Source organism: Acidocella sp. (assembly GCF_013044125.1).
Classification (GTDB): domain Bacteria; phylum Pseudomonadota; class Alphaproteobacteria; order Acetobacterales; family Acetobacteraceae; genus Acidocella.
The window spans coordinates 1-7,156 of sequence record NZ_JABEVC010000020.1 but is presented as its reverse complement, the minus strand read 5'-3'; the positions used below and the strand labels follow the sequence as shown (position 1 = coordinate 7,156).

The 7,156-nt window shown below is 56.6% G+C and carries 7 protein-coding genes and 1 pseudogene; 1 reads left to right on the top strand and 7 read right to left on the bottom strand.

Annotated elements, in window-relative coordinates; translation table 11 throughout:
- Nucleotides 1-42 precede the first annotated feature (42 nt).
- The 3 genes from HKL97_RS01050 to HKL97_RS01040 form a co-directional block, all read right to left on the bottom strand.
- Nucleotides 43-285 carry a hypothetical protein gene (locus tag HKL97_RS01050; RefSeq protein WP_291421986.1) on the bottom strand — a complete coding sequence of 81 codons (243 nt, stop codon included), beginning with the start codon at nt 283-285 and terminating at the stop codon, nt 43-45.
- A 285-nt stretch (nt 286-570) separates the two neighbouring features.
- On the bottom strand, nt 571-1,839 hold the full coding sequence (locus tag HKL97_RS01045; RefSeq protein WP_291421984.1) for a site-specific integrase: 1,269 nt from the start codon (nt 1,837-1,839) through the stop codon (nt 571-573).
- Between the two features lie 506 nt (nt 1,840-2,345).
- Complete coding sequence (locus HKL97_RS01040; protein WP_291421982.1) at nt 2,346-3,416, bottom strand: hypothetical protein; 1,071 nt, start codon at nt 3,414-3,416, stop codon at nt 2,346-2,348.
- A gap of 220 nt (nt 3,417-3,636) precedes the next feature.
- Here HKL97_RS01040 and HKL97_RS01035 point away from each other — a divergent pair, with 220 nt between their 5' ends.
- Nucleotides 3,637-4,011 (top strand): hypothetical protein, encoded by a 375-nt coding sequence (locus HKL97_RS01035; protein ID WP_291421980.1) that lies wholly within the window; start codon nt 3,637-3,639, stop codon nt 4,009-4,011.
- A 121-nt stretch (nt 4,012-4,132) separates the two neighbouring features.
- Here the strand turns inward: HKL97_RS01035 and HKL97_RS01030 are convergent, their stop codons facing one another.
- The 4 genes and pseudogenes from HKL97_RS01030 to HKL97_RS13630 all read right to left on the bottom strand — a co-directional run.
- Entirely contained in the window at nt 4,133-4,567 is a 435-nt protein-coding gene (locus HKL97_RS01030) for a hypothetical protein (RefSeq protein WP_291421978.1), read from the bottom strand.
- A 257-nt stretch (nt 4,568-4,824) separates the two neighbouring features.
- Nucleotides 4,825-5,397, bottom strand: coding sequence for a hypothetical protein (locus HKL97_RS01025; RefSeq protein ID WP_291421976.1), 573 nt, complete (start codon nt 5,395-5,397; stop codon nt 4,825-4,827).
- Between the two features lie 60 nt (nt 5,398-5,457).
- Nucleotides 5,458-6,774: a hypothetical protein gene (locus HKL97_RS01020; protein WP_291421974.1), complete on the bottom strand. Its 1,317-nt coding sequence runs from the start codon at nt 6,772-6,774 to the stop codon at nt 5,458-5,460.
- Between the two features lie 6 nt (nt 6,775-6,780).
- Nucleotides 6,781-6,960, bottom strand: a pseudogene (locus HKL97_RS13630) (DUF6538 domain-containing protein); the annotation flags it as partial.
- Nucleotides 6,961-7,156 lie beyond the last annotated feature (196 nt).

The window sequence follows — 7,156 nt, the reverse complement described above, 5'->3', positions numbered from 1 at the left end:
GGCGATCAATCTCTCCCCTCATCAGTTCCATGGCGAATGGAACTACACAATCACCCCCAACACAGGGTAAACGACCAGTTGTTTATCAACAGGCCCTAAATGGTGTTGATCCATGTTTAGCGCGGCGATGGCGGGCGCGTGCAGGGCTTCCAGCGCCGTTGCCAGCCGGGCCGCTGCCTTCTGCACTGCCAAAATTTCCTTGCGCGTGGCACTCTCGCCAGCGGGTTCAAACCGCCGCCTGAATTTTTTACCCCCGGCGCTCATCGGGGTGGGTGCTGCCAGCATTAGCGCACGGGCAAAACCGGGGGCGTGTCTTTTGAGCGCGTTTTCGTCAGTGCATGGAAGCCGCGAAAAGGCGGTTATGATCCGGCGCTCTCGTTCACTCCATGAAACGCCCGTGTGCGGCGGTAAGCCGTCCAGAGGCAGCGGTTCCGGGATTTTGACGGCGGCGGCGGGTGTGCTAGTTTTCTGCATGCTCTAAATTCCTTTGGAGGGGTTGAGGCATCGCCGGGTTGGTGTTGGTAGCACCGCCCGGCAAAGTTTTTTCCGGGTTCCGCCCGGTGCGGTCTCTCATCCGGTGATCGCCACCACGTTAGACGCGGGCACGATGCCCAGCGGCCCGAACGCGGCCCGGATGCTATCAGCCACATAGCCAGGGCATAGATGCGCGTAGTGCTTGGCGCATATCGGTTCTGAATTGCCTAGCTGCGACGCCACCACGCCAAGCGGTACGCCTGCCATCGTGAGGCGGCTGGCGTGGGTGTGGCGGAGGATGTGAAACCCGACTGCGGGGGTAATCTTGGCGGCCTCACACGCGGCGCGCATGGGGCGGAATTGCTCGCTCTTGCCCCAGGGTTCGCCATCCGGGCGGGTCAGAATCAGGGCCTTGCCGGTTTTGCCCGCGCATTGGCCGGTGAAAAACGCCTTGCCCTCATCGGTCAGCATAATGTGGCGGGATTTGCCGGTTTTGCTCGTTCGTACATGCAGCGTACCGGCTTCGGGGTTGTAATCCGCCACCCTGAACCGGACCAGCTCACCATAGCGCGCGCCGGTCAGCAGTGCAGCGGTAATCATCGGGCGGAAACCATCGCCAGCGGCATTGACCAGCCGGACGGCCTCGGCATCGGTCAGAAACCGGATGCGGGCGGAATCCGCGTTCTTGAACGGCGCAACCCGTCGCCATGCGTCATCCGATTGAACCTTGCCATCAGCAAAAGCCAAATTAAGGGCGGCTTTCAGCACGGTTAGGATGCGGTTTGCGCTGGCACGGCGCGCGCGCTGGCCCTCGGCATCATCGGCGGCAACCGGCTTCGGCACGGTTTTGGGCGCGTTCGGTTTTTTGCTTTGCCGAATCCGTGGCGCGGTAGTCGCAAGCCCCCGATGCCATGAGCGGATCGCGGCTGTTGTCAGGTCCGCCACCTTGCGGTCGCCCAGCCTGGGTAGGACATGCGCGTTTATTGTGGATTCCAGGCCGCTCAGGGCCTTCCCGCCGCGCGCGGCATAATCGGTCACATAGGCGGCCATAGCCTGCTTGACGGTTACGGGTTCGGCCACCCGCCCCTGAAACCGGGTTAAGGCGGTGAACCATTCGCGGGCGGCTTCCTGCGCTTGGGCAAAGGTAAGGGTTGCCATGCCATCGGCATCAAGCAGATCATCGGCGGTTCCAATAGCGTGAAATTTCCGCACGCGCTCCCCGGCGGCATCATAGAACCGGGCAACCCAGGTTCCGGCCTTGCCACCGGGAATCCGCCGGTAGCCCAGCGCGCGGCCCTCCTGGAAGTGCTGCCAGTATGGCTCACGGCGCACCGGCAGGCGAAGGCGGGCTGCCCGTGTGCTCAAGTTCTCGTTTCTCGCCAGCCTCGGCATACCGTCGCCCCCTAACCCTATGGTACCCCCTATGCTTACTTATGGTTTTGAAACAAACCGAGGCATAGGGCAGAAAACTTACTCTATATTGCTGCATCTTTTGAGAATGGCCCTATGACCCCTATGCCATACCCCATTCCACACATGCGAGAGATATATAGCCGGGAGGGGGTGCGATGTCTATACGGCATATACGATGCCGTACAGAATAGAACGGTATGGTACTATAAAAACTGTTTTATCAATGTGTTATGGAACGGTATGGAACGGTATGGGATGCTTGTTATCCCCCTTTCACGGCGGCGACATGGGTTCGAATCCCCTACGGGACGCCAAATTGCCTACAACCTGTTGAGGCGATTACAGATTTCGCCACTAGATATAGTGCCGCCACATGGTGTGACACATGAATGTGTCACACGGCGATTTCTGGATCAATGCAGAATCCGGTTGCGGCCACCGGAAATATCACCCGCAGCTCATGATTCGCCTGGGCCTGGCAGCTTGTCGCTGGTTGCCTCGTCGATGGTATCGGCGGCCTGAAGGACCTCTTGCCGGTAGGCTGAACGCCAGATGTCATCGACGAACGACATGGCCGTTGCACCGATTTTTCTGATCAGGGCAATCACGGTGCCTCGTGCCGGTGTGATGGCTGAGACGATTTGCGCGCGCCTTGGCTTGCTGACTGAGGGGGTGAATGCTGCGTTGTCGTCAAGCTCGTCAACCACCCAGGCTCTGATACCGGTGGAAATGGCCTGCAATTCCTGGGTCCGTTCATTGGCAATGGCATAGGCGTTTTCGGCCCGGTCTTTAGCGGCCTGAAGCTCGATCTCACGCTGCTGAAGGGCGATTTGCTTCTGGTCGATCTCGAATATCCGGTCAGCTTGCCGGGCTGCCTCGGCGATTTCGATTTGATGTTGGGAGCGCGACAGGCGGCGGCGGCCTGGCCCGATCTTGGTCAGGCCATACCGCCCGGCCACCTCGCTATAAGAGTTCTGCCAGCCGCGCATCGCCGCTTTGTAGTCGGCGGTGGGGTTGCGCCCCTGGCGCTTTGCCGCGATTGCGGCGACATGCCCACGGTGGAGCATCTTCGCATTCAGTTTGGGGTCGTTGAGGTTCATGCCGTAGACATGGATGTGCAGATATGCCTCGTCCGTATGTTGGACGGCACCCAGCACTTCGCCGCCGAGCGCTTCGATCTCGGCTTTGAACCAGGCCATGGAATCGTCTCGGAGACCGATATAATATTCGCTGTTCACTTCCGGCGGCTTACAAGGGAAGGAGAAAACGGCGGCGGCCATGGTGTGACTATCGTGCCGAAGACCAGCGCCGCGACCGCGCTTTTTTCCAAGGGCGGCGATCCGCTGGTCATGGAATTCAAGCGCGGCCATGGGGTCCATACCGAATAATAAATCCGGCGGTTTCGGGTTAGCGACATGGGGGGCATTGCCGTCAATGCGCGCGGCTTCAAGCATAACTTTCCCAACAGGTGGGGTTGCGCCGGTGCCTTTACGCGACAGAGTCATGATGTGGCCAAATTGATAAGTCATCGACAGATCCATGTGGCGAGCGTAAGCTCGCGGAGTTGGGGTTCAGGGGCGCGCGATAGCGCCCCTGGCCGGCGACTTTGATAGCGCAGCGATTTGCGCAGCAAAATCAAAGTCAAGTCGGTCACTATTATTTTAAACGTTGAGCAAGCATATCACTAATCGTTAGTGACTTGCTGCGTCGGTAAGTATCGTGAAAGCACCTCCAACTTACAAAGGTGCCATGATGAAAATTGCTGACATGACGATCGAAGGTTTGAACCCATTCGACGTGGAAAGAATTAGGAATGCGCTGAATGCGGAAGCTGAAGCGCAATACAGAAGATTAACGCAGACCGTGATCTTGATCGAGAAGTTCAAGCCGCAGATTGTTGCGCTTAGGCGCTCTGGATTCCCCTGGACCGTGATCGCCCGCAAGATTGAAACGACGACGGGAAAGAGCATTTCTGCATCGTCGCTTCGTAATTATTTTGAACGGAATCAGCGGCCATCGAACAATAAATCGGCAAACAGAAAGCCCCGGAATGAAAAGGAATTGAACGCAGAGGAGCCAAATGTATTTGTCTCGGCTCCTTCAAGTGAACACGATTCCGATTAAACTGGCTTCGCCGATTAACACGGTTCCTGCGCCTCGAAGAACCCGCAAGCGGGTTCTTCGCCGGGCCGCATTGGACGGCGCAGGCGGAACCCCGCCAAAAAACTCAAGTGTTCTCCTAAGGTTAAACTCCCCCGTTCTTAGGGGCCTCACGAGCGATGGATTCCTTAAACCAAGGTGTGGCCTCATTACCGGACAGTTTGCCGAAATCACCGGCATCACAGAGAGCCTTCGTTGTGCTAGTGCAGGTGAACGATTCAATCAAATGATCTTGGAGAGTGCCATCGGGGTTGGTGGTTCTGACGACAAAGTTAAAATCAACGACGGAATTCTGTGGGTCAAGATTGTACAGCATTCGCCATATTTGCTTGGCCTTTACGCCTAACAAGACATACGAGTAGAACAAGGGGAAACTGTCCGCAGCGCGTTGCATGCCATCCGCTTGAGCATCAGTGCTGCCGACTGACAGAGACCCCGAATGGGCATATTGTTTTACGATAGCCGGGTCAGCGCCCAGGTTGACTTGGATGTCGTCGGGATTGCTATAGTCGATGAACATCGAGACTCCATTATGGAGGTCCGAAATAGTGGTAGAAGTTTTCGTTTCTCCCGGCACAGTTGGAAGCCCATAATTCTGGGCATGCGCGACTCCCGCAACTGTTAATGAAAAAGTTAAACTCATAAAGACACGCCACATACTTGTCTCCCGTCCAAAGTTATTTTTTGAAGTTGCTCGAACCTTCCTAGAGTTACCAACTATTAAATCAAAGCAGTACACCCTGCGCCTGACATATATGCTTATCTGCGACGACCAGATCACCCTTGCTGACGCCAAAAAAGCTCGCCTTTAGTTGCCCAATGATCATACGCATCTGCAGATAACAACTGAATGTGTGAAGCTCCCGCTGCGATAAGTGCAATTTCAATCTCCTTGACTAAATTATAGGTGCCTGAAGCGAACTGATGTATGACGTGCCAACCAACGCCGGTGGATAGAGGGGTGTGGGGATGGAGAGAATGAGCCAGTTCTGCAGTCCGAAAGGAACGTAAGTCTGCGAATTTGAACCCTTCGACTTCCACACTATTTTTAATCTTGTCCTGATCCTTCCTGAATTTAGAGATGCCTGCGGTCGACAAAGCCGCTTTTTGAGATGCAAACTTAAGAACACTGTCGATGGAAGCAGTATGACCCGTCTTCCCCGAGCAGTCATTCTCATGCAGCCGCATCGACACTAATATAATATGTCGTGTAAGCAGCCGCCTTAGAAGGTGGGGTACCGGCTCTAATTCTCTCCCATTCGTGACGAGAGGCTCCACGATCCCAAGCGTCTCAATCAACTCCACTGCGTCTTCGAGAACGTGCTTCCGTAGTTCATCCAAGGTAACCATGTCGTACCTCATTTCATCGCGGTCCTTACACACGCGGCGCTAAACCGCATTAATTCCGTATCATATCCGCCACAAATGGCCCAAGCCTACCGGCGACCTAATATTGGCGATAAACAGTTGAGCTTCGTCGTGGCTGAGGTCTCGCCCATATCCGGCCCCAACCTTGCCATTTGAGTGGCCGAAAATCTTGTCGGCCAATTCGTCGCCGATGTTGGCCGCTCTGAGCATCTGCCTGAAGCTGTGCCGGAGCGAGTATAAGACCAGCCGTGGATCGTCGGTGACGTTGCTGTTCAAGTATCGATTCAGCCGCTTCGACCACCATCCGGCCGATTGCTGCACGGGGCTTGGCTGGACCAATGTGTAGCCTCGGGCCGCCTGTTTACTGGCCCATGCGGCCATTCCCATCGCCATCAGGTCCGGCAATATCGGCACCAATCTTGGCGCGGCGTCGGTCTTTTGGCCCGCCTGGCGCAGATCAAGGCAATAAATGTCGCCGAGCATGACCAGGCTGGCCGGTGCGCGTACGATTTCTTCGGTGCGGGCACCGGTCAGGGCGGCAATGGCCAGAAACCAGCCTGTGGCTTCATCCTCCTGGCCATTTGGCTTCATGAACAGGCGGCTCTGGAACAGTTTGGTAAGCTCCGCCGGGGTGAACGCACGCCGTTTTTCGCCCGCAAGGCGTTCAGCCCTTGTCGGGTCACGCGCCATAACCGCCTCGAAGCGGTCATCGACCGCGTGGCCAGCGGCCACGGCCCAGACCATAAAGGTCTTAATGTGCCCCAGGCAGCGGACGATGGTTTTCTGGTTGAGCGATCCGCCGCGCGCGCTGGGCCGGTCGCGCAGAAAATCAGCATAGGCTTTCACGTCCGGCCGGCGGATGTCAGCAATCGGCTTTTTGCCGATCAGACCCAGCCAGGCATCAAACGCCTGATTGTAGCTCCAGACTGTTTTGGCGTTCAGGCCGGGTTTGTCGCTCAGGAACCCGCCGCGCAGGCTATCCCACGGTGGCGACGCTGGCGGCTGCCTGGCGGGTGTGGGCGCAATACGCGCGCCGGGAGAGGCGAAAACCTCAGCAAAACTGTCTTTTTTGATGCCAAAACCTAATGATCCCCGCACCATTTCGTCCGAAACGGCGGTGAAGGCCCTGTCATACATAAGAGGGCCTTGAACTCCCAAGGGCGTGGCAAAAGCACCGGCGGGGGCGTCATCACGGCCATTGGCGATCAACTGCCGCAGCTTGGTGGTAAACTCCTGATGCAGCAGCGCCTTCCTGGCTTCATACGCCTGGCCGAGGGCAAACGCCTCCAAAACCAGAGCTTCCGTCTGGTTCGGGTCATTCCCATCAATGTTGAGCGTCTGCGCCATCCTGAGACGCATTGTCTCCAGAAATGCCGCAAGTAACAAAAATAATCGTGCAGCGCGCCTTTTGGCAAGCCGCAGGTCATCGGTTTGCAAAGACGAGACCACATGGCTGCGGCGCGCAATGGCGGCAATATCGACCGGCAAACGCATCCGGAAATAGAACCGGTTGCAGCGCTTCTCAACGAACGAACAAAATCCCATCCTGGCTTCCCACATGTGACACAAACAATGGTCACACCGATGGGACGGCACAAAATAAACCTAGTTATTTCAATTGGTTGCAGACCTTAGCCTTATCTCCCCTACGGGACGCCATTCTCGAACAAAAGTAATAACTTCCCCCGGCGTGTTCGGGAGGTCGTTCATGGCCGCTTTCGCCAGCACTCCTTTTGGACCG